18 protein-coding genes are annotated in these 22,702 nt (G+C 59.4%); 12 read left to right on the top strand and 6 right to left on the bottom strand.

What is annotated here, in order from left to right:
- Positions 1-70: 70 nt before the first annotated feature.
- Positions 71-925 (bottom strand): helix-turn-helix domain-containing protein, encoded by an 855-nt coding sequence (locus AB4O08_RS16605; protein ID WP_031291228.1) that lies wholly within the window; start codon positions 923-925, stop codon positions 71-73.
- Positions 926-1,082: 157 nt separating this feature from the next.
- Here AB4O08_RS16605 and AB4O08_RS16600 point away from each other — a divergent pair, with 157 nt between their 5' ends.
- The 4 genes from AB4O08_RS16600 to AB4O08_RS16585 all read left to right on the top strand — a co-directional run bounded on the left by AB4O08_RS16600 (position 1,083) and on the right by AB4O08_RS16585 (position 4,964).
- Positions 1,083-1,631, top strand: a complete 549-nt coding sequence (locus AB4O08_RS16600) for a GNAT family N-acetyltransferase (RefSeq protein WP_021492923.1) — start codon at positions 1,083-1,085, stop codon at positions 1,629-1,631.
- A gap of 144 nt (positions 1,632-1,775) precedes the next feature.
- Positions 1,776-2,213 (top strand): GNAT family N-acetyltransferase, encoded by a 438-nt coding sequence (locus tag AB4O08_RS16595; protein ID WP_021492924.1) that lies wholly within the window; start codon positions 1,776-1,778, stop codon positions 2,211-2,213.
- Positions 2,214-2,380: 167 nt separating this feature from the next.
- Positions 2,381-3,406: a hypothetical protein gene (locus AB4O08_RS16590; RefSeq protein ID WP_010206658.1), complete on the top strand. Its 1,026-nt coding sequence runs from the start codon at positions 2,381-2,383 to the stop codon at positions 3,404-3,406.
- Between the two features lie 124 nt (positions 3,407-3,530).
- Complete coding sequence (locus tag AB4O08_RS16585) at positions 3,531-4,964, top strand: ArnT family glycosyltransferase (RefSeq protein WP_021492926.1); 1,434 nt, start codon at positions 3,531-3,533, stop codon at positions 4,962-4,964.
- Positions 4,965-4,979: 15 nt separating this feature from the next.
- Here the strand turns inward: AB4O08_RS16585 and AB4O08_RS16580 are convergent, their stop codons facing one another.
- A complete protein-coding gene (locus AB4O08_RS16580) occupies positions 4,980-5,468 on the bottom strand; it encodes a TIGR00645 family protein (protein WP_010206662.1) in 489 nt (162 codons plus the stop codon).
- Between the two features lie 167 nt (positions 5,469-5,635).
- On the opposite strand from AB4O08_RS16580, the gene AB4O08_RS16575 reads away from it, so the two are divergent.
- The gene (locus AB4O08_RS16575) at positions 5,636-7,459 is read left to right on the top strand and encodes a hypothetical protein (protein ID WP_010206663.1); all 1,824 of its coding nucleotides are present in this window, start codon (positions 5,636-5,638) and stop codon (positions 7,457-7,459) included.
- Positions 7,460-7,462: 3 nt separating this feature from the next.
- Here the strand turns inward: AB4O08_RS16575 and AB4O08_RS16570 are convergent, their stop codons facing one another.
- Together AB4O08_RS16570 and AB4O08_RS16565 are read right to left on the bottom strand one after the other, a co-directional pair.
- Entirely contained in the window at positions 7,463-7,771 is a 309-nt protein-coding gene (locus AB4O08_RS16570) for a PA4575 family protein (protein WP_010206664.1), read from the bottom strand.
- A gap of 178 nt (positions 7,772-7,949) precedes the next feature.
- A complete protein-coding gene (locus AB4O08_RS16565; protein ID WP_010206665.1) occupies positions 7,950-10,388 on the bottom strand; it encodes a Lon protease family protein in 2,439 nt (812 codons plus the stop codon).
- 267 nt (positions 10,389-10,655) lie between these two features.
- Between AB4O08_RS16565 and AB4O08_RS16560 the strand changes: the two genes are divergently transcribed.
- From AB4O08_RS16560 to AB4O08_RS16540, 5 genes are all read left to right on the top strand, one after another.
- Positions 10,656-11,144 carry a DUF3015 domain-containing protein gene (locus AB4O08_RS16560; protein WP_010206666.1) on the top strand — a complete coding sequence of 163 codons (489 nt, stop codon included), beginning with the start codon at positions 10,656-10,658 and terminating at the stop codon, positions 11,142-11,144.
- A gap of 91 nt (positions 11,145-11,235) precedes the next feature.
- Entirely contained in the window at positions 11,236-13,089 is a 1,854-nt protein-coding gene (locus AB4O08_RS16555) for an Lnb N-terminal periplasmic domain-containing protein (protein WP_021492927.1), read from the top strand.
- Between the two features lie 171 nt (positions 13,090-13,260).
- Positions 13,261-13,560, top strand: a complete 300-nt coding sequence (locus tag AB4O08_RS16550; RefSeq protein WP_021492928.1) for a chorismate mutase — start codon at positions 13,261-13,263, stop codon at positions 13,558-13,560.
- 132 nt (positions 13,561-13,692) lie between these two features.
- The gene (locus AB4O08_RS16545; RefSeq protein WP_044287918.1) at positions 13,693-14,049 is read left to right on the top strand and encodes a hypothetical protein; all 357 of its coding nucleotides are present in this window, start codon (positions 13,693-13,695) and stop codon (positions 14,047-14,049) included.
- A 70-nt stretch (positions 14,050-14,119) separates the two neighbouring features.
- A complete protein-coding gene (locus AB4O08_RS16540; RefSeq protein WP_021492930.1) occupies positions 14,120-14,617 on the top strand; it encodes a GreA/GreB family elongation factor in 498 nt (165 codons plus the stop codon).
- Here AB4O08_RS16540 and gdhA read toward each other — a convergent pair.
- Positions 14,614-15,951 carry an NADP-specific glutamate dehydrogenase gene (gene gdhA / locus AB4O08_RS16535; RefSeq protein ID WP_021492931.1) on the bottom strand — a complete coding sequence of 446 codons (1,338 nt, stop codon included), beginning with the start codon at positions 15,949-15,951 and terminating at the stop codon, positions 14,614-14,616. The two genes, AB4O08_RS16540 and gdhA, sit on opposite strands and share 4 nt — an antisense overlap.
- 347 nt (positions 15,952-16,298) lie before the next feature.
- Complete coding sequence (ettA, locus tag AB4O08_RS16530) at positions 16,299-17,963, bottom strand: energy-dependent translational throttle protein EttA (RefSeq protein ID WP_010206673.1); 1,665 nt, start codon at positions 17,961-17,963, stop codon at positions 16,299-16,301.
- Positions 17,964-18,121: 158 nt separating this feature from the next.
- Here ettA and AB4O08_RS16525 point away from each other — a divergent pair, with 158 nt between their 5' ends.
- Both AB4O08_RS16525 and AB4O08_RS16520 read left to right on the top strand, forming a co-directional pair.
- Positions 18,122-18,733 (top strand): LysE family translocator, encoded by a 612-nt coding sequence (locus AB4O08_RS16525; RefSeq protein ID WP_010206674.1) that lies wholly within the window; start codon positions 18,122-18,124, stop codon positions 18,731-18,733.
- A 116-nt stretch (positions 18,734-18,849) separates the two neighbouring features.
- Entirely contained in the window at positions 18,850-22,701 is a 3,852-nt protein-coding gene (locus tag AB4O08_RS16520; RefSeq protein WP_305469545.1) for a bifunctional diguanylate cyclase/phosphodiesterase, read from the top strand.
- The last annotated feature ends 1 nt before the right edge of the window (position 22,702 follow it).

The raw sequence follows: 22,702 nt of genomic DNA, 5'->3' as shown, positions 1-22,702 counted from the left end.
TGCCCTCGCCGCCCGGTGTCGGGATACGTCGGAGGTCCAACCGATCCAGCGCCCGATTCACCACCGCAGGTCACTCATGGCTCTCCTTCTCCCTCTTGTGCTTGCGATAATGGGAAAGTGAAATCCCCGTTTGGCGCTTGAAGTAGCGACACAAGTAAGAGGCGTCGGCGAAGTTCAGTTCGTCGGCCACACGGCCAATAGCCAAGTCACTGTATGAAAGGAGCGCCTTGATTTCCAAGGTTACCTGCCGATCGATCAGGCCCTTGGGAGTGTCATTGAAAAACGCTTTGGTCAACTGCGACAGGTAGAACGGCGTGATATTCAGTGCGTCAGCGTAGAACTTCACATCTCGGTTGCGGATGCAGTGTTTACCTATCAATTCCCAGAAGCGCCAACTGAGCATTTCCTTCCGGCTGAATCCACGGTTTTCTATTTGGTTGGCTGGAAGTTGCTCGGCTATTTTCAAAAAGAGGTTCTGCAGCTGATTGCGCAACATGATGCGTTGGTAAGAGGGACAGGTCTGCGCAATATTCCGCATCTGCGTCACCCACCCTTCTATCAGTGGCATGTCGTCCTTGGATGGAACGCAATGGGGATGGTCATGTAGAAAGACGAACAAACTATTTGGCAGCGGGTAGGCAACCTCCGCTGCAAAATCTTTCGGCATAAGGCAGAAAAAAACCTTGAAGCGGCGCGAGCGGCGTTTGAGCAAGACAATGGTGTCCTCAGCCAGCAACATCACTCCTCCGCGCCTGACCGCATGCTCTTTGAAGTTTAGAGTGAAGTGGGCACTACCGGAGAGGCATACCAGCAACGTCAAGTAAGCATGACCGAAAGAGAGCGGTAAACCTTGCCCTTGCGCTAGCGTGGTTTCTCCCATCCTCATCGAATCGTCAGGACCGGAAAGTTTCGGAATGTGATGCATAGTGCCCCAGCGCTATAACAAACAATAGCCATCATCGTATCAGCGCTTGGCGCGGTTGTTGCGAAAAGTACCGAAGAAGCCGAGGTACTGGCGTGTACCGATGGCCTGTCTGCCAATACTCTATCCCGAACGCACCCATCCACTCCGAGTACGGGATATGACACTTAAAACAGAACGACTCTTGCTACGCCCCTGGCAGGACACAGACGCCGCCGATCTATACGAGTATGCCAAAGACGCCCGAGTCGGTCCCATCGCTGGCTGGCCCCCGCACACCAGTGTGGAGAACAGTGCCGACATCATCCGCACAGTCTTCAATCACCCAGAGGTGTATGCGGTCGAATTGAAGGAAAATCGCCGTGCTGTTGGTTGTGTGGGCATTCTCATAGGCAGCAACAGCAATTTTGAAATCAGTGAGCAGGAAGGGGAAATAGCCTACTGGATCGGCGTGCCGTATTGGGGTAAAGGTCTGATTCCGGAAGCCGTGCGTGAAGTGATGCGACACGCTTTTGAAAACCTGAACCTCAAAGCACTGTGGTGTGGTTACTTCGCCGACAACATCCAATCCCATGCTGCCCAATCGAAGTGTGGGTTTCGCTTTCATCACACGGAAGAAAACAAATACAACCAGTTCCTCCAAGACTATCGCACAGAGCACATTAGCCGGATCACCTACCAGGAATGGCTGGAATATTCGAAAGTGTAAGAGCACAAACCGAAGAGGGACGCGAACCTTACCTGGGGTTGTACGAAGAACCAGCCTCCCTTGATACAGCGTTACCATTCAGGTGCGGTACACACCCATAAAACATTGATTCAGCTCGATCATCACCCTCATTCAGGCGACGCGATGGAAATCTCACTCACCCAAATAACGCAACAAAACTATGAGGCCATTTGTGAACTGGAGGTCACTGAAGAACAAGAGGACTACGTCGCTAGTAATACTTGGTCGCTCGTTGAGGCCGCGTACAACCCGGGCTACTTCACACGCGCCATCATTGCGGATGAAGAGGCCGTAGGCTTTTTAATGTGGGTGCAGGAATCAAAAGGAAAAGTCTCTATCTGGCGCTTTATGGTGGATAAGAAACATCAGCAGAAATCCATCGGTAGAGCAGCGCTGGGTCTCGCCCTGCATGAAATAAAACAGATCGAAGAGTTGAAAGAAATTGAGATTTGCTACAACCCCAACAACGTCGTCGCCAAAGGGTTTTATTCCAGTTTTGGTTTTATCGAGGTTGGCATGGATGCAGACGGCGAAGATATGCTGGCGAGGATCATCATGTGAACGTCGCCAAATACACGCCGAGTGGCACGATTTCCTTGCCAACGTATTGAGGACGAAATCCACGCGTTCCGGCAGGTAATGCTTCGGGTGGGAGTCCCTCTCTGGAATCCCACCGCACTTCCCATTACCCTGATCCCCTCTATCAGACAACCGGAAGTCCGATACCCGTGTTCAAGCCACTCGCCGCTTTCGCTCTCGCCTGCACCCCTCTGCTTGCAACCGCCGCCGACCTGGCCGGTGTCTGGACAGGCACTCTGGGGAAATCCGCGATTACTGTCTGTTTCAACGGGCCCCACGGCGCCAATGGCAGTTATTACTACCAACGGATCCTCACCCCCATTCAGCTGACCCAAGCCAACGCCAGCGAGCCTTGGGTGGAAGAAGGGCAAACCGGTTTCTGGCAGTTGGACGACCCACAGGGCGACCTATTGACCGGCACCTGGAGCAAAGCCTTGGGTGGCAAAAGCCTGGCGCTGATGCTGAAACGCGCGGACACGGACGGGTGCGCCAGCGACACTTACAACAACCCGCTTGAGGCCACGCCACCGGCGGTAAAGGTTGAGAGGAAGACGTTCGCCGAACATGCCTACCAGGTGAAAACCCAAGGCGGGCAGGTCATCCTCAAACTTGAAGGCGACACGGAGGCCATCGATAAGATCAACCGGGATCTCGCACGGATGGCCATCAACCCAGACGGACAGACCGATTTCTATAGGGAGCGGCGCAACTCACTGGACCAGGGCGGCAGCACCACGACCAGCGAGATCACGGTGGAACCGGTCTACTGGTCATCACAGTGGATCACCGTGCGTTTCTATCGCTGGTCGGCAGGCTACGGACGCGGGGGAATCAGCTGGGGCCTGCACAGTTGGAACCTGCAAACTGGTAAAAAGGTTGATCCCTGGACGTGGTTGGGAGGCGAGGAGCAATGGGACGGCCCCTATTCCGGCCAGGTCAAACTGCCCGCAGCGTTCAGCGCATGGCTTTCCAAGCAAACCACCGTCGACGAAGGCTGCCCGGCCGTGACCAGCTATTCCACCTTCGACTTGAGCTTCAACACCCAGGGCCTGCAACTTTCGACACCCGCCCAGGGCGATGGCTGTGATAACGAACTGAGCTTTACGTGGGAGCAATTGGAGCCGGTGCTGACAGCCCAAGGCAAAGCAGCTATACCCAGCTTGAAAGCGCCATAACGGCCTAATCAGCCTTACAAAAATCCATCACTCGTTCACGAAATATTCAGAAACGCCAACGGATACTAGCCCATTGCAATGACCGTTCCCCCGGACGGTCCTCCTGCCCTGGTAGCCACACTCCATGACGCGTCCTGCTTCCCTGCTGCTCCTGCTTGCTGGTCTGTTGTTCTTCTTTGCCCTGGGCAACCATGAGCTGCAAGGCTCCACCGAAGCCCGCGTCGCCGGGATCGCCATGGCCATGCACCTGGACAATAACTGGGTAGTGCCCCAGTTGTTTCGAGAGCCCTTTCTGGAAAAACCGCCCCTGAGCCTGTGGATCGACGCCGGGGCGATTCGCCTGTTCGGCGGCACCACCTGGGCCGTGCGCCTGGCCTCGGCGTTTGCTGGATTGTTCAGCGTGATGCTCCTTTACACCATGCTGCGCCGGTTCGGGCGACCGCAGACGCTGGCGTTCAGCGCGGCCTTGATCTTGGCGACCATGGCCAGCTATTGGAGCAATGCGCGCGGCGTCGGTGAGGATTCGCTGCTCACCCTCGGCGTGACCACTGCGCTGTTGGCGTTCTACCAGGCAGTGCGGCCCGATCGCCAAGGCTCCAGCGTGGGCGCATGGGCACTGTTTACCGCCGGGATGGTGATCGCCACCCTCAGCAAAGGCGTGCTGGGCCTGGCGATGCCGGGCATTGTGATTTTTGTGTACCTGGCCAGCACCAGCCTGATGGACAAACGGCTGCAGATTGGCAACTGGCTCAAGCCGGCACTGTTTACCTTATTGGCGCTGGTGCCACTGGTGATCTGGCTAGGCTTCCTGTTCCAACGCGGGGGTATGCAGGCCGTTGCCGAGGTCTTGCTGACCAACAGCGTCGGCCGCTTCAGCGGCTCGTTTGTCGAAGCCGGGCATTACGAGCCGTTCTACTACTACATTGCCAAGCTGCCCGAGGCGTTCCTGCCTTGGAACATCCTGGTGTACCTGGGCCTGTGGCACTTTCGCAAAAGCCTGGTGCGCAACCGCTACCACTTGTTCTTCAGCGTCTGGCTGGTGGCACAGTTCACCCTGCTGACCCTGGCGTCGAGCAAACGCACCGTTTACCTGATGGCGCTCGCACCGGCCGCCGCCGTCCTGGCCGCGGAATATGCAAGGGTGCTGCTGGACTGGCTGAAAACCCACAAGCCCGCGCTGTACAAGCATCACAGAACCATAGTGGGCGGCGTGTTCACCCTGGCCGTGAGTTGCTACCTGATCGCCGCCTTCTGGTTCGCGCCCAAAGCGGATGTGCGCCAGTCCTTCGTACCGGTGATCAGCCAGGTTCAGGCGTTGAAAGACGAAGGCCGGGAGGTGGTACTGTACCGGCCCAACGAGCGCATCGCCGGAGCCAGCGTGTTTTACCTGCAGGCCTATTTACCGATCCTGCAAACCGAGGCCGAGCTGCACAGCTATCTCGGCGCCAAGCCCGGCAACGTTGCGCTGCTGGACCACACCGATGACTTGACCCGTCCGGTGAAGGAGATCAAGCGGATGTCGATCAATCGCCAGCCTTACTACTTCGTGGAGCAGTAAGGCCGGCGCGGGGCATCAGTGCTTGGTGACTTTGTCCAGGTAGCCCATGGCAAATGCCGAGACCACGAAGGTCATGTGGATGATCACGTACCACATCAGGTGCTGTGGATCGACGTTCTTGGCGTCCATGAAGATGCGCAGCAAGTGGATCGACGAAATCGCCACGATGGAGGCCGCCACTTTCATCTTCAGGGACGAAGAGTCCATGGTGCCCAGCCAGTTGAGTTTCTCTTTGTTGTCATCGATATCCAGCTGCGAGACGAAGTTCTCGTAGCCGGAGATCATCACCATGACCAGCAAGCCGCCGACCAGGGCCATGTCGATCAACGACAGCAGCACCAGGATCAGCTCGGACTCGGCCATCGAGAACACGCTCGGCAGCAAGTGAATCACTTCCTGGAAGAATTTCAGCGCCAGCGCCAGCAACCCGAGGGACAAGCCGAAATAAATCGGCGCCAGCAGCCAGCGCGAGGCGTACATAGCATTTTCGATAAAGCGTTCCATTGGATCTCACACAGCTTGGCTAGAAATGGCGGCGAGTATACCAGCCGCTACAAGACACCTGTCATCACGAGAAAACTGACCTGTGCGGCATCTGTAAGAGAATTTTTCTGCTAGTGTCGAGCCCAATAACAACTCGGCTCGATGACGTCGGACAGGAAAAAACTCAGATGATGGATGTGCGATCCCCTTTGGCCAGTATCGGCCTGTGCGCGGCATTGCTGCTGGCTGGCGGCTGCTCCCCCAGCGACGAGCAGAAGCAGACCACCCTCGAAGAGAAAACCGCCAAATTCGAACAATCCCTCGACAGCATCCAGGACCCCAAGCTGCGCGACGCCGTCGCCGACCTGGGCGGTTCGCTGCTGTTACTGGAACGGGCGCGGGTCAAACTCGCCACCAAGCCCATCGAAGCCGAATACGGTGACGACACACTGGCCCTGCTCAAGCACTACCCCACTCCCCAGGCGCTGGTGGACACCTACATCAATGGCCTGTTCGTGCTGCGCAAGAACTCCCATTCCGACTACCTGACCGACTTGCAGCCGGTGTTTCCCTTCAACTTCAACATCCCCGACCAATTCCCTTTCCCCCACGGGCTGGAATGGCAGTCGGTGACCTTGAGCAACAACAAGGTCATCCCCTTCCAGCCAGAGTGGTCGGAAACCGATCCGGGCATCCAACTGAGCCCCAGCAGCTCCAACCTGACCAACCCTGACGATTTGACGGTGACCTACCCGTTCATCGACGGCATCGAGACGGAAAACAAGAGCCAGCCACAGCCCGTCAGCCTCAAGGGCACGGTTGAAGTGGTCGCGCCAGGCAAGGTGCTGACCTTTGACCTGTCGAAACAGGACGTCGGCCACAAGCGCACCGAAGGCAACATCACCCTCAACCTGATCCTGCTGGAAAAAAACTACGCCGAGATCGAGCTGACCAACAGCCAGCCACTGGCCCCGGAAGTCGGCGACGAATCGCCCAACCCGCTGCTGGTCCAGGCGCGCGACAGCACCGGGCAGTTCCTCACACGCTCGGGCTCGATCAATGAAAGCAGCGTCCAGGTTGCGTTTTATGAGAAACAACTGGCCGAGATGCAAAAACAGAAGACCTGGTCCGAGGCGTTCGAAAAGCAGTTGATCGATGAGCAGAAAGCCTTCGAACACAAGCAGAGCGGCCACTACGCCAAGGTGTACTTCAATGGCGTGATCGACAACCTGCAAGTCAACGTGCTGGATTTCTCCACCGCCACGCGCACCCGTAAAGACCTCGATCTGCCGGTGCTGCGTTTCGACAGGAACAGCTTGCAGAAAACCGTGCAGGCCCTGCCGATGCCGGTCACCGTGTACGACGACGGCGCCGCCAATTGGCTCAAAGACGCAAGCATGACCGAGGACCAGTTGAAAAACAGCGTCACCATCAGCCAGTCAGTCGAAGACGCCAGCGCGGCGCACATCGTGTTCGACCACCCGTTTACCTTCAATGACGATTTGGTGGGCAGCGAGCGCAACAGCAGCGATTCACCGGTGACCTTCTTCACCGCCGACGAAAAAGGCGAGCGCGGCGAGCCGATCGAGTTGCCGACCGAGGCCTTTGAGCTGAACCCGGCACGCGGCACCCTGACCTATGATCTCACCCTGTTCCCGGAAAACCCGGCCTTTGTGGTGGGCTCGATTCCGCTGTTCCTGGCAACCATCGATAAACACGAGATTGACGCGAACACGCTGCCCAAAGGGCTTGAACTCAAAGACAACGCGCTGATCGTCGACCAGAAGGCATTCCCCGCCGACAGCTGGCGTTTCTACGCCAAAGACGCCAGTGGCAACTACCTCAAGGAAATCCTCGGCGTCAGCCACCGCGCCGAGGAATACGGCACGGCGATGTTTGACGTGCATTACTTCTACGGCCAGCCAACCACCCTGGAAAGCTACCAGCGCACCGACCTGAGCACCGTGCAATATGGCTTCGAGGTCAAGTTGGACAAACCCGAGAGCAAATAGCGGTCAGTGCTGGGTCTCACCATTGAGCTGTCGCAGATGGGCCTGCATGTGCAGGCACCAGATCTGCGGGTCACCCGCCTGCTCGTAGCCGTGCTGGGTCAGGCTGTCCACGATGGACTCCAGAATATTTTCCGCAACGAAGGGCCCAGGGAACGGGCCTTGGGACTTGATGGTGGAGGGCTGTTCACCGGTCATTCCGGCGGCAAACAACAAGGTCCACATCCCGTTATCCCCCGCGAGAGGGCGAATGGAACATTCGATACGGGTGACCAGGCCAAAGCACTGGCGGGTAAGGCAAAGGTTGCGCGGCATGGCGGCGACCCTCGGTAGATCGGTGTTCAACCTGCGCCTGGGGCGAGGCTGTTTCTATCCCGCGACTCCTGTGGATATCCCTTGAGCAAAGAATAGAAGAAAACCACGACAAACCAAGGTTGTAGGGACCAACGGGCGTTGGCCCCCAAACCAAGTCAATTTAATGACGAGTCAGCCATCAGGTCGGTTTGGCTTCGGCCAGCGCCTGCTGTGCCAACTCCTTCTCCGCTTCCTTGAGGTCTTCCTCGCTGATCATCTCGGCAATCGCGCGCAACCGCTCTACCACGCGCGCGTTCACCGTGCCTTCCGGGAACTGCCCCTCGGCATCCGGCTCACCGGCATCCTCGCCCACCAGCAGGCTCAGCGCCTCGTCGGCCTGGCGCACCGCATAGATGTGGAACTGCCCGGCGCGCACGGCTTGCAGCACCTTCTCATCGAGCATCAACGTGGCGACGTTGGCCTGGGGAATGATTGCGCCCTGCTCACCGGTCAAACCGCGTGCTTCACACAGCCGGAAGAAGCCTTCGATCTTCTCGTTGACCCCACCCACTGCCTGCACTTCACCAAACTGGTTGATGGAGCCGGTGATGGCAAAGCACTGCTTGAGCGGCGTCTTCGACAACGCCGAGATCAAGGTGCACGCCTCGCCCAAGGACGCACTGTCGCCGTCCACGTAGCCGTAAGACTGCTCCAGCGCGATGCTCGCCGAGATCGCCAGCGGGAATTCCTGGGCATAGCGGCTGCCCAGGTAACCCGTGAGGATCATCACCCCCTTGGAGTGGATCGGCTGGCCGAGGTTGACCTCGCGCTCGATGTCGACAATGCCGCTGCCGCCCGGGTACACCGTGGCGGAAATCCGCGCCGGCACGCCGAAGGCCGAGTCACCGACCTCCAGCACCGTCAGCCCGTTGCACTTGCCTACCGCCGCACCCGCGGTGTCGATGAGGATGACTCCGGCGAGCATGTCGTCGAGGATCCGCGCCGACACCCGCCCGGTGCGCGTGGCCTTGGCCTTGAGGGCGCGCTCGATATGGCCCGCATCGGTCATCTCGTCGCCCGCCAGGTGACGAATGAAGTCCGCCTCACTGACCAGTTGGAACAAGTCGCCAATTCGCGCCGACAAACGCCCCTGATGCTCCGCCAACCGTGCGCTGTAAGTGGCCAGCCGCGCCACCGCGTCCGACGTCAGCGGCGCCATGCCTTCTTCCGACGTGCGGGTTTTGAGCAACTGGGCGAACTGCTCCAGGCTTTCGTCCACCATCGGGATGTCTTCGTCGAAGTCCACCAGTACGCGGAACATCTCCTGGAAATCCGGATCGGCGTCCTGCAATGCGTAGTACAGCTGGCGCGAACCGATGATGATCACTTTGACCTGCAACGGAATCATCTGCGGGTTGAGGGTCACGGTGGCCAGGCGACCCAGCTCGCCCAGGGGCGATTCCATTTTCAGCTTGCGCGATTGCAGGGAGCGTTTAAGAGCGTCCCAGACAAACGGCTCGCTGAGCATTTTCTCGGCTTCCAGGATCAGGAAACCACCGTTGGCACGGTGCAACGCGCCCGGACGCAACTGGCGATAAGTGGTGTAGAGCGCGCCCTGGTCGGTGCTGTATTCGATCCGCCCGAACAGGTTGTCGTAGGTCGGGTGCGGCTCAAACACCACGGGGGCGCCACCGTTGACCGGATGGCCCACCACCAGGCTCGGGCAGTACTGTTCTTCCAGCAGCTTGCGCGCCTGGGCGTCGGTCTTGGCGTCGTCCACCAATTGCTCGACCACGGTCTTGAGCAGGTACACCTGCATGGCTTGCAGGTAACCGCAGACCGCGGCGTTTTCGGCATACTTTTCCGACAACGGTGCAAGCAATGGTTGCAGGGCCAGGGTGATGGTTTCTTCGTTGAACTGGCGCAGTTGATTGTTCGACTCACGCTTCCACTGCGGCAGGCTGGCCAATTCTTCGTTGAGGCGTTCTTCCAGCTCGGAAATGTCCGTGTGGAAACGTTCGCGATCGGCTTCCGGCAACTGCGAAAACTCGGCCTCGTCCAGCGCCTTGCCGTCGAGCATCGGGGTGAAGGCGATATTGGTGCTGTCGCGGTACAGCGCCACGTCTTTTTCCAGGGCCAGGCGTTCGATAACGTCCAGGGCCTTGTCGTAACGCTGGTTGAAGGCGCGGTCGATGGCGCTTTTGCGCTGTTGATACGTCGGGTGTTCGAAGACGGCCGGGAAGGTGGCAACGAGGTTGTCGACCAAACCGTTGATGTCATTGATGAACGCCGCCGCAGCGCCGCCTGGCAACTCCAGGGCACGGGGTTCGCGGGGTTCATCGAAATTATTCACATAGACCCAATCCGCCGGGGTCTGCAGGCGCTTGCCTTCGGCTTTCAGGTAGCGTTTGACGAACGAAAAGCGGCCGGTACCGGGCTCGCCCATGACAAACACGTTGTAACCGGGGCGTGGCATGGCCACACCGAACTGCAAGGCTTCAACCGCACGTTCCTGGCCAAGCACACCGCGAAAGGGCTCCAAATCATTGGTGGTCGAGAAGCTGAACTGTTCAGCGGAGAAAGGGCGAGTCAGCGCTTCGGGCGCTAGACGCAAGCTGGCAGCAACAGGATCAGGCATCGGGCTTCCTTACATCAGGCGGGGCAGATGACGGCATTCTGGCTCTCGGTTGCGCGCTCTGGCAAGGCGCGCTTTCGGGAAAGCGTAGACGTGGGATGCGACCTGCAGAAATATCGCGACATCGCCAATTGTTTTATAAAAATGCACGGAACCCTTGGAACGTGCCTAAACTCCAAATTGCGCGGGTTGGACTAATAACTGGCCCCTAGGGCGCTGCGACGCGCCTGAACCCTTGTCCATTGGTTTGCACACAAAGAGAACAAAGCTATGAAACGGATCCTTCTCGGTACTCTCTTCACCGTCGTCTCCCTCAATGCAATGGCAGAAGCACCAGGCGGCCCGAACTGCGGTTGGGGCAACATGTTGTTCGAAGGCCAGCGCGGCACTCCAGCTCACTTCCTGGCTTCCACCACTAACGGTACTTCGGGTAACGCCACCTTCGGCATGACCTCAGGCACCAACGGTTGCAGCACCAACAGCGCCCTGTCCTACGGCGGCAAGTCCTGGATTGCCATGAATGGCATGATGAACGAGCTGTCCGAAGACATGGCCAAAGGCAACGGCGAGGCGCTGACCACCTACGCCGTGGTACTGGGCGTTGCACCGGAAGATCGCGAGCACTTCGCGGCTGTGACCCACGAGCACTTCCAGCAGATCTTCAGCAAGGCTGACGTGACCGCTGATGACGTGCACAACAACACCATTGCTGTACTGAAAAGTGATGCCCGTCTGGCGAAATACGCGACCCAGGCTTAAGCTCGACCAGCCCGCGCCTACCAAGGCGCGGGTTTTATTTTGGACCCGCCTCCCCTTTGGGTCTCTTTTATTTCCGACTTAAGTTGCCCCTATGCTCAAACGCTTTGCCTGGATGGCACTCTTCGCCTGCGCCCCGCTGTACGCGGCCCCGCACCTTGATGATCAACGTTTGCAGCAATTGGCCAATGATCCGTTTTGGCTGTCCCTCGGCCATTACGAAGCCGGGAAGGTCAGTGGCTGGCGCAGCTATGTCAGCGACAAGAAGTTCTTCCTCGCAGCCGACGGTGCCCACCACCCGGATGCCGAGCTCAAGGCCACCGTTGACGCGCTCTACGCGCCGGCCAGCCTGGGTGAAAAACACGCCCAATGCGTTTACCCCGCACGGACCCGCTGGCTCAAGGATCAGTTGCACCTCACTGACCTGCCTGCCGTGGACTGCACAGAATTCAAGCAATGGTTCAAGGACGTCGCCCCCCATAGCGCGGTGATGATCTTCCCGGCGGCCTACCTCAACAGCCCGTCGTCCATGTTCGGCCACACCCTGCTGCGCATCGACCAGGCCGACGTGCAAAGCAACAACACCGCCCTGCTCAGCTACGCGATCAACTTCGGCGCCTATATCGAGGGCTCCGACAACAGCATTCTCTACGCCTGGAAAGGCCTGATGGGCGGCTATCCCGGCCTGTTCGCCCTGGTGCCTTATCAGGAGAAGCTGTCGGAGTACCGTAGCCTTGAGAACCGCGACCTGTGGGAATATCGGCTTAACCTGACGCAAGTCGAGACCGAGCGCATGGTCGAGCACGTGTGGGAGCTCAAGCAGATCCAGTTCGACTACTTTTTCTTCGACGAAAACTGCTCGTATCGCCTGCTGGAACTGCTGCAAGTGGCCCGCCCCGGGCTGCGTCTGACCGAACAGTTCCCGCTGACCGCCATCCCGACCGACACGGTCAAGGCCGTAAAAGACGCAGGCCTGGTAGAAAAAATCGACTATCGCCCCTCCCGTGAACGCGAATTGCTGGAACGCGCCAAGCCGCTCGATAGCGACGAACAGCGCTGGGTATTAAAGATCAGCGACGACCAGAAGCAATTGCAGGAGCCCGCCTTCAAAGCCCTGCCCCGCGAGCGTCAGGCCCTGATCATCGACGCCGCCTACCGCCTTGGCCGCTACCGCGCCAACGGCCTGGAACGTGACACCGCCCGCTCCCAGCGCAGCTTCGAGCTGCTGCGCGCGATCAACCAGAACCCGGCGCCCGACCTGAAAATCACACCGCCCGGCCTACCGGAAAACGGCCATGAATCCCGCACCTGGCAAGCCGGCATCGGCACCCGTGGCGATAAGGCTTTCGGTGAATACGGCCTGCGCATGGCCTACCACGACCTCAATGACAACGCCGAAGGTTTCCCCCTGGGCGCGCAGATCGAAATCCTGCAGATGAAACTGCGCCAGTACGAAGGCAACCACTGGCAACTGCAGCAACTGGACCTGGCCACCATCCGCTCCCTGACCCCGCGCAACGCCCTGTTGCAACCGTGGTCATGGCAAGTCACCGGCGGCCTTGAACGTGTACCGGGCAAACACGACGACGAAACCCTGGTCGCCCACGTCAACGGCGGCGCCGGCGGCACCTGGCAGTTGAGCGACGACATGCTTGGCTTCGCCCTCGGCACCGTGCGCGTGGAGCACAACAACGACTTCAACGAAGCCATCTCCCCTGCCGCCGGCTTCAACACTGGCGTGCTGTGGAAAAACCCGCTGGGCAACCTGAGCCTGGAAGCCAAGGGTGACTTTTTCACCAACGGCGAAGTACGCCGCAGCATCAGCCTCAACCAGCAGTGGGAATTGTCGCGCAACCTGGGCCTGCGCCTGAGCGCACAGCGCGAGTACAGCCATTTGTCGACGCCCGTGAATGAAGTGATGCTGGAAGTGAAGTGGTATCACTACTGATCGAAACCTGGCGACGATCAACATGTGGGAGCGGGCTTGCTCGCGAATGCGGTGTATCAGCCCAAGTTTTCAGTGACTGACACTCCGCAATCGCGAGCAAGCCCGCTCCCACATGGATCACCCTGTATTCAACTACATCGCATTGCCTATCCAACCAGGAGCTCAACCAACATGGTCGTTAACTGCACCACCCTTGAACACGTCCGAGAAAACATCGACCGCCTCGACCAACAAATCGTCACCCTGCTGGCAGAGCGCGGCCGTTACGTGTCACAGGCGGCGCGCTTCAAGAAAGATGCTGATGGCGTCAAGGCGCCACAACGAGTTGAACAGGTGATTGCCAAAGTGCGGGGGTTGTCCGACGCGGCGGGCGCCAACCCCGACGTCACGGAGCAGGTGTATCGCGCGATGATTGCGGCGTTTATCCAGCAGGAATTGGCGGAGCATTCTGCACTGCCAGGCACTGCTTAACCTGCAGACGCCGGGGCCGGCGCCTACACATTTGGGATTTGCCCACGCCTTTCTCACCTCCCTTTCACACCGCCCCGACAAATCCCCTTCTAGACTCTCCCTATCAGCCGTGAAACGGCCAGGGAGTACGCCATGTGGCGGTCTGCGGTAATGCTGTGTGCGGTGCTGGGGTTGGCGGGTTGCCAGTCGACCCATCAGGAGTTGCTGGCCAAGGGTTATCCACCGGCGTTTGCCGACGGTTTTGACGATGGCTGCAGCAGTGGCCGCCAGGCGGCGGGGGTGATTACCGGGGCGTTTCGCAAGAACGTGCCTCGGTATCTGAAGGACCGGCAATACGCCGAGGGTTGGGAGGATGGCTTTCGCCAGTGCAAGGCCATGCGCGAAAACGATGAGTTGCGCGATTACAAGGAGCGGCACTGGGACGACCGGGATCGCGAATGGCAACAGGAGAAAGACCGCGACGCAGCCCGGACCTATCGCTCGCACTAGGTCGCTTTCAGACATCCATCGAAACTAAAGTGCGGCGACCATGGCCCAAACTCCATAGAGGGAGAATGTCATGAGCCGAGCTTTTGTTAACGAAGACAACGCTGCTGCCCAGGCCGACCAGCCGGTGGAGCGCCACGTCAGCGAGCAGCCCAACCGCCTCACCGCGCAGGGTTTGGCGCAGTTGCAGGCCAAGGTTGCGCAGTTGCAGCAGGCATACAGCGCCGAATCGCTAAAGGGCGAGCACGCCGATAAACAGCGCCAGGCCGACCTTGAACGGGATTTGCGTTACTTCAACCAGCGAGTGCAAAGCGCCCAGGTCGTGGCGCCGGCCACCTCCACCGACAAGGTACAGATCGGCAGTTGGGTGACCTTCGCCAATGAGCAGGACGAACAGCAGCGTATCCAGTTGGTCGGAGAAGACCAGGCCGATGCGAGCGCAGGCCTGATCAACTGGGGCTCGCCCCTGGGCCGCGCCTTGCTGGGCGCCCAGGTGGGTGACGAGGTGGTGTGGCAGCGCCCCGTCGGCGATCAGTTGATCGAAGTGCTGCGGATCGAACCCGAGGCTTAGACGATGCCTTGGGCCAGCATCGCGTCGGCGACCTTGACGAAGCCGGCGATGTTCGCGCCTTTCACGTAGTTGATCCGACCGTTTTCTTCGCCGTAATGCACGCAGGCATGGTGAATGGACTGCATGATGTTGTGCAGCTTGCTGTCCACTTCACCAGCGGTCCACAGCAGGCGCATGGCGTTCTGCGACATTTCCAGGCCACTCACGGCCACGCCACCGGCATTGGACGCTTTGCCCGGTGCGAACAGGATGCCCGCCTCGATAAAGATATCCACAGCCTCCAGCGTGGTCGGCATGTTGGCGCCTTCGGCGACGCAGATACAGCCATTGCGCAGCAACGTGCGGGCGGCGTCGGCATCCAGTTCGTTCTGGGTCGCGCAGGGCAGCGCGATGTCGCAGGCCAGTTCCCATGGGGCCTGGCCTTTGCGGAATTCCAGGCCAAAACGTTCGGCCAGTTCGCTGATGCGGCCGCGTTGTACGTTTTTCAGCTCCAGCAGGGCCGACCATTGTTCTTCGGTCAAACCGCTTTCGGCGTATAGGGTGCCTTCGGAATCGGACAGGGAGATCACCTTGCCGCCCAGGTCCATGACCTTGCGCGCAGCGTATTGCGCCACGTTACCGGAGCCAGACACCGCCACGCGCTTGCCTTCAACCCGCTGATTGTTGCGCTTGAGCATTTCTTCGGCGAAGTACACGCAGCCGAAACCGGTGGCTTCAGGACGGATCAGGCTGCCGCCATAGGTCATGCCCTTGCCGGTCAGCACCGACGTGAACTGGTTGCTCAGGCGCTTGTACTGACCGAACAAAAAGCCGATCTCACGGGCGCCCACGCCGATGTCGCCGGCCGGCACGTCTACGTCCGCGCCAATGTGGCGGTACAGCTCGCTCATGAACGCCTGGCAGAAGCGCATGACTTCGGCGTCGCTCTTGCCCTTGGGATCGAAGTCCGAGCCGCCCTTGCCGCCGCCCATGGGCAACGAGGTGAGGGAGTTCTTGAAGGTCTGTTCGAAGGCGAGGAACTTCAACACGCCCAGGTTCACCGAAGGGTGGAAGCGCAGGCCGCCTTTGTAGGGGCCAATCGCGCTATTCATCTGGATACGGAAACCGCGATTGACCTGGACCTTGCCGTGATCATCCACCCACGATACCCGGAAGGTAATCGCGCGTTCCGGCTCGCAGATGCGCTCCAGGATGCCTGAGGTCAGGTAGTGGGGGTTGGCTTCAAGAAACGGCCATAGACTGCGTAGGACTTCTTCTACGGCCTGGTGGAATTCTGGCTGGTCGGGGTCGCGTTTCTTGAGGCGGGCAAGGAAGGATTCGACGGATTCGATCATGAAAAGTCTCGGCAAATTGATTGTTTTTAAATGAGATTGAGCCGGACTTTAGCAATTCATATCGCACCGCGACAGGGCAAAATGTCGCCTTTGTGAATTTAAATGGTGCATTGGATATAAATTGCCCCGTTTTTTTGCCCCTTAACAGGGATTTCAACCCGAGCTATGCACCAATAGTTAAACCGCTATCGCAGGCAAGCCAGCTCCGACATTAGATCGAGTACCTCTGCTACGACACGGTCCAATGTGGGAGCTGGCTTGCCTGCGATGAAGTCGCCTCGGTCCACCTGAATAGCGCCCAAAAAAAACGGAGCCCGAAGGCTCCGCTTTTTTCAAACCAACCCGAATCAGGCCAGTTTTTTGTGCCGTACACGGTGCGGCTGGGCAGCTGCATCGCCCAGACGCTTTTTACGGTCCGCTTCGTACTCGGTGTAGTTACCTTCGAAGAACACCGCTTGCGAGTCGTCTTCGTACGCCAGGATGTGGGTCGCGACGCGGTCAAGGAACCACCGATCGTGAGAGATCACAATGGCGGCGCCCGGGAAGTCCAGCAGGGCTTCTTCCAGGGAACGCAGGGTTTCAACGTCAAGGTCGTTGGACGGTTCGTCGAGCAGCAGGACGTTGCCGCCCTCTTTCAGGGTCAGGGCCAGGTGCAAGCGACCGCGCTCACCACCGGACAGGTCCTTGACGAACTTCTGTTGGTCGCCGCCCTTGAAGTTGAAACGGCCTACATAGGTACGCGACGGGATCTCATAGTTGCCGATACGGATCTGGTCGGAGCCGTCGGAAATCTGCTGGAACACGGTTTTGCTGCCATCCAGGTCTTCACGGCTCTGGTCCACACAGGCCAGTTGCACGGTTTCGCCGACTTCGATGGTGCCCGAATCCGGTGTTTCCTTGCCCATCAGCATGCGGAACAGCGTGGATTTACCCGCACCGTTACCACCGATTACGCCGACGATCGCGCCTTTTGGCATGGAGAACGACAGGTTGTCGATCAGCACGCGGTCGCCATAGCCTTTGGAAACGTTCTTGAACTCGATGACCTTGTCACCCAGGCGCGGACCGGCCGGGATGTAGATCTCGTTGGTTTCGCTGCGCTTCTGGAATTCCTGGGACTGCATTTCTTCAAAGCGTTGCAGACGGGCCTTGGATTTGGACTGGCGGGCCTTGGCGCCTTTGCGCACCCACTCCAGTTCTTCCTTCATGGCTTTTTCATGGGCCGATTGCTGCTTGGATTCGGCGGCCAGTCGGTCGGACTTGGCTTCCAGCCAACCGGAATAGTTGCCCTCGTAAGGGATACCGGCGCCACGGTCGAGCTCAAGGATCCAGCCGGCCACGTTGTCCAGGAAGTAACGGTCGTGCGTGATCGCTACCACGGTGCCCGGGAAATCGTGCAGGAAGTGTTCCAGCCAAGCGACGGAATCGGCGTCCAAGTGGTTGGTCGGTTCGTCGAGCAGCAGCATGTCGGGGGCCGACAGCAGCAGACGGCACAGGGCCACACGACGTTTCTCACCACCGGACAGGTGCTCGACCTTGGCGTCCCACGCCGGAAGGCGCAGCGCGTCGGCGGCGACTTCCAGCTGGCGCTCCAGGTTGTGGCCGTCGCCGGCTTGCAGGATGGCTTCGAGCTTGGCCTGTTCGGCGGCCAGTTTGTCGAAATCGGCGTCTTCTTCAGCGTAAGCCGCGTAGACCTCGTCCAGGCGCGCCTGGGCGTTCTTGATCACACTGACGGCTTCTTCAACCACTTCACGCACGGTCTTGGTCGGGTCCAGGATCGGCTCTTGCGGCAGGTAGCCGATATTCAGGTCCGGCATCGGGCGGGCTTCGCCTTCGAACTCGGTGTCGACGCCAGCCATGATTTTCAACAGTGTGGATTTACCCGAACCGTTGAGGCCGAGTACGCCGATCTTGGCGCCGGGGAAGAAGGACAGCGAAATGTTTTTCAGGATTTCCCGCTTCGGCGGGACAACTTTGCCCAGCCGATGCATGGTGAAGACGTATTGAGCCAAAATGTGGACCTCATAAAAGTAAGAACAGGCCTACGTAGCGTCATGGCGCTGTACATAGTGTTGCGAATCCTCAAGGTTAACCTAAGTGACCGAGCGTATCGAAGCCTATCTGTTAGATTAGCCGGCCAAAGCCCTCAGGGGTTCCAGGAGAAACCTTCATGCTTGGCGTCCTATCCGCACTCGGGCTACTGCTGTTAATGCCGGGGCCTACCAACACGCTGCTACTGCGCTCGGGATTACTCACGGGATTCAGGCGCGCCTGGCCACTGAGCCTGCTGGAATGCCTGGCCTATCTGACGCAGATCTCCTTTTGGGGCTACCTGCTCAGCCATATCGGCGACAACGCGCCCTGGGGCCTGAAGCTCGTGCAGTTCGCCTCGGTCTGCTATTTGATCAGGACTTGCTACCTGTTGTGGCGCCATCCCGACGAAACACTCCACACCGAGCCCGAGGCACGGGTGTCCAAGCGGCATTTCTTCCTGCTGACGCTGATCAATCCCAAGGGGTTGCTGATCGTCTCGTTCATCGTGCCGATGCAGACGTTTATCGACTTGACCCTGTACCTGCCTTTCGTCGCACAATTCACTGCCGTGGTGATACCTGTGGGCTGCGCCTGGGTGCTGCTGGGTGCCCGCATCAAACGAGGCGGATACGCGTGGTTGACGCCGCACACCATCAACCGCACGGCGTCTGTGGTTATCAGCCTGTTCACCCTGGCGATCCTGACACGGCTGGCGGACAGCCTGATCCACCTCGGCGGCGCTCTTTAATGCCCGCCAGGCGGGGCTGGCACTTTGCCACAAGTCAAGGCATGCTAGCCGCCCTCCGGGCGTCCGGCTTATAGTGCACGTCGCGCGCCAGTCCAGCCAAACCGCAGGATCACAGCTTGTCCAAAGTCACGCCGCCAACTCCCCTGCGCGCCGCTCATATAGCGCCGAGAGCGCCCCTGCACGGCACCCTCAAAGGCGCATTGGCGACGCTTGTCCTTATGCTGCTCGCGTTATTGTTCTGGCAGTTGCTGGACCAGTTGCAGCAAAACCAGAAGAACCAGCAGCAGTACACCATCGACTACAGCGCCGACCTGGCTGAACAGATCAGCTTGAACATGGCCCTCAGCGCGAAAATCGCCCTGAACCTGCTGCCGATGGTCGAGCCGCCGCGTGACAGCGAACAGCAACAGGCCTTGATGCGCACCTTGCAACGCTCGCTGCCGGAGTTGCGCAGCATCGCCCTGCTCGCCCCCAGCGGCGCGATGATCAGTGACAGCGCCGCCGACAGCCAGGACGCTGCCTGGCTGGCAGAGCTGGTGCAACGCAGCCGTGCCCAGTCCTATTACCTGAGCAACAGCAACGACGGCACCATCATCTATCTCTTGCTGCACCAGCCCAGCGGTGGCTCCCGGATGTATTGGGCGCTGCGCCTGGCCCCCAACTACCTCGCCAACCTCACCCGCCAAGACATCCAGGGCCAGCGACCGCTGTGGGTCATCGAGAATCGCATCAACCACCGTGTTGTCAGCCGGGACAGCGGCATGCCGGCGCAGTGGGCGTCCGCGCTCACCCCGGACGAGCTGAATAAAAGCGTGTTGGTCACGCCCCTGAGCAAAAGCGACTGGCAACTGCGCGGGCTGTTCGACCGTACTGCGGTGCTGGAGCAACTGCTGCCGGCTTTCATCGGCAAATGCCTGTTGGGCCTGGCGTTCTCGCTGATCCCGGTGATCGTGCTGCTGAACATGCGCCGCCGCCAGCGCCAGGTGCATGAAGGCCGCCGACGCTACCAAGACATTTTCGAAGGCACCGGCGTCGCCCTGTGCGTGCTCGACCTGATGGGCCTGAACGCATTCTTCGACAAGACCCGGCTGGAAACCCGCGAGCAACTGCACGCCTGGCTGCAGGACCACCCCAACGAGCGCCAGCAACTGCTCAAGGAACTGCGCATCACCGAGGTCAACCAGGTGGCGGTGCGTCTGTTGAACGTGGGCTCCTGCGAAGAAGCCTGGGAACGTCTGATCGATGACTGCCCGCGAAATGTCACGTCTATCGGCCACCAGATTCTTGAGGCGGTGCTGACCCAACAGCACCAGCTGGAACTGGAAATCCAGCTCAAGGACGTGGCCGGCAACGAGCAGTACCTGTGGCTGGTGATGCGCCTGCCGGAGCAGCCGGACGATTTCAAGGCAGTGATCCTCAGCATCAGCGATATCACCAGCCGCAAGCTGATCGAGCTGTCGCTGGTGGAGCGCGAGAGCTTCTGGTCGGACGTGGTACGCACAGTGCCCGACCATCTGTATGTGCAGGACGTGATCAGCCAGCGCATGATTTTCAGCAACCACCATTTGGGCCACACCCTCGGCTACAACAAGGCCGAACTGCAGCAAATGGGCGAATATTTCTGGGAAATCCTGCTGCACCCCGAAGACGCCGAGCATTACCACGATTTGCGCCAGCAGCAGCGCCAGATCGGCTACACCACCCAATTGCAATGCCAGCTGCGCTTTCGTCACCGCAACAACCAATGGCGGCGCTTTGACATCCGCGAGCAAGCCTTAGCCCGCGACAAGACGACACAAATCAGCCGCATCATCGGCGTGGCCAAGGACATCACCGACCAGATCGAAGCCAGCGAATCCCTGCGTGACAGCGAACAGCGCTATCGCATGCTGGCCGAAAGCATCAGCGACGTGATCTGCTCCACCGACAGCCAATTGGCCCTCAACTACATCAGCCCTTCGGTCAACGCCGTGCTCGGTTATGACGTGGACTGGGTGTTCAAGAACGGCTGGCAGTCGATCATCGCCAACCCGCAGCAATTGACCGGCATTTACAGCCTGATGGAAGAGGTCAGCCGCGCGCTGGGCGATCCTGAGGCGCTGAACAAGCTGCGTGATGAGATCCAGACCCAGCTGTTCCTGTTCGACTGCCTGCGCGCAGACGGTCGCAAAGTGCCGATCGAACTGCGCATGGTGCTGGTGTGGGACGAACACGGCGCCTTTGAGGGCATCCTCGGTGTAGGCCGTGATATCAGCCAGCAACGCCGCGCCGAGAAAGACCTGCGCATGGCGGCCACGGTCTTCGAACATTCGACCTCGGCGATCCTGATCACTGATCCCGCCGGTTATATCGTGCAGGCCAACGAGGCGTTCAGCCGGGTCAGCGGCTACGCGGTCAGCGATGTGCTCGACCAGTTGCCGAACATGCTCACCGTCGACGAACAACAGGAAGCCCACCTGCGCTACGTGCTCAAGCAGCTGCATCAGCACAGCACCTGGGAAGGCGAAGTGTGGCTCAAGCGCCGCAACGGCGAGCATTACCCGGCATGGGTCGGCATTACCGCCGTGTTCGACGATGAAGGCGACCTGGCCAGCTATGTGTGTTTCTTCAGTGACATCAGTGAGCGCAAGGCCAGCGAACAACGCATCCACCGCCTGGCCTACTACGACGCCCTCACCCACCTGCCCAACCGCACACTGTTCCAGGACCGTCTGCACACCGCGCTGCAGGCCGCTGAACGGCAAAAGTCGTGGGTGGTGCTGATGTTCCTTGACCTCGACCGCTTCAAACCCATCAACGACTCCCTGGGCCACGCCGCCGGCGACCGTATGCTCAAGGAAATGGCCACACGCCTGCTGGGTTGCGTGGCCGAAGACGATACCGTGGCACGCATGGGGGGCGACGAGTTCACCTTGCTCCTGCAGCCACGGGTCAATCGCGAAATGGCGCTGAACCGCGCGATACATGTGGCCGAGCAGATCCTCGCCAGCCTGGTGAAGCCCTTCGTGCTGGAAGGCCGCGAGTTCTTTGTGACAGCCAGTATCGGTATCGCCCTGAGCCCTCAGGACGGCAACGAGCTGAGCCAATTGATGAAAAACGCCGACACGGCGATGTATCACGCCAAGGAGCGTGGCAAGAACAACTTCCAGTTCTACCAGGCCGATATGAATGCCAGCGCCCTGGAGCGCCTGGAGCTGGAAAGCGACCTGCGCCACGCCTTGGAGCAGAACGAATTCGTGCTCTATTACCAACCGCAGTTCAGTGGCGACGGCAAGCGCCTGACCGGCGCCGAAGCCCTGCTGCGCTGGCGTCATCCACGACGTGGCCTGGTGCCGCCGGGGGACTTCATCCCGGTGCTGGAAGAGTTGGGCCTGGTGGTAGACGTGGGCGACTGGGTGATCAGCGAAGCCTGTCGCCAGCTCAAGACCTGGCACCAGAACAAGGTGCGCGTGCCAAAGGTCTCGGTGAATATCTCCGCGCGGCAGTTCTCCGACGGCCAGTTGGGCACTCGCATCGCCACCATTCTCAAGGACACCGGCTTGCCGCCGGCGTGCCTGGAGCTGGAACTCACCGAAAGTATCCTGATGCGTGAAGTCAACGAGGCCATGCAGATCCTCGACAGCCTGAAAAACCTGGGCTTGAGCATTGCGGTTGACGACTTTGGTACCGGTTATTCCTCACTCAACTACCTCAAGCAATTCCCGATCGACGTGCTGAAGATCGACCGGACGTTCGTTGACGGCCTGCCATCCGGCGAGCAGGACGCACAGATTGCCCGCGCTATCATTGCCATGGCCCATAGCCTGAACCTGGCGGTGATCGCCGAGGGCGTGGAAACCCATGAGCAACTGGACTTCCTGCGTGAGCATGGCTGCGATGAAGTGCAGGGTTATCTGTTCGGGCGGCCGATGCCGGCAAATAGGTTCGAGGCGCAGTTCAGCAATGATGCGCTGTTCATGTTCGACTGAC

It is taken from the genome of Pseudomonas sp. H3_E07 (assembly GCF_054668895.1).
Note: the sequence above shows the minus strand (reverse complement) of the source record. Positions and strands in the feature narration are given on the sequence as shown.